Source organism: Flavobacterium suzhouense (assembly GCF_042684765.1).
Taxonomy (GTDB): Bacteria; Bacteroidota; Bacteroidia; order Flavobacteriales; family Flavobacteriaceae; genus Flavobacterium; species Flavobacterium suzhouense.
The window spans coordinates 1-766 of the sequence record NZ_JBHUMD010000009.1 but is presented as its reverse complement, the minus strand read 5'-3'; the positions used below and the strand labels follow the sequence as shown (position 1 = coordinate 766).

1 protein-coding gene is annotated in these 766 nt (G+C 45.2%); it reads left to right on the top strand.

The genetic code is table 11. The features are described from left to right. Window positions 1-766: fibronectin type III domain-containing protein (locus tag ACFSR3_RS08355; protein ID WP_379820565.1), on the top strand; the 766-nt coding region annotated here is incomplete at both ends.

Sequence of the window (766 nt, the reverse complement as noted above, 5' to 3'; positions counted from 1 at the left end):
CTCAAGGGTATTTATATGTATACAACACTGTAAACCAAATTGGGGGTAATGACGGATATATTCCTCAGGGAACTATAGCGGCCATTGGCGAACTAACTCCTAACACCACCTACTACTGGTGGGTAGCTTCAGCATGTGAGCCTCAGCAATGGGTACAGGGCGGATCGTTTACTACTCTTCCGGCAACAACACCAACAGGATGTAATCCGCCAACAAATATGAACAACGGACTGATATCTGCTACAACTGCCAAGTTGCAATGGACGGCTGCCAATCCGGCTCCCGAAGGATATTATGTAACATGGAACACTGTTAATGATATGGATGGTGATTATGGATGGACTGATGGAACCAATGCATTATTAACCGAACTGACCCCAAGCACTACATACTATTGGTGGATCGCTTCTGATTGCGAACCTGAACAATGGGTATCGGGTGGAACTTTTACAACTACGGCATTGCCTACAGTATGTAATCCGCCAACAAATGCACATATAGTTACTGCTGAACTTACTCCTACTACTGCAACAGTAGCATGGACTGGAGCCGTTCCGATGCCTGAAGGATACTTTGTTGTATGGAATACCGTAAACGTTATCAACGGTAGCTATGGATGGATTATGGGAACCGAGGCTACTTTAGAAGACCTGACTCCTAACACAACCTATTACTGGTGGGTGGCTTCTAACTGTGAGCCTGATCAATGGGTGTCGGGTGGAACTTTTACAACTCCTGCTATAGCAACATGTAATGCTCCAACTAA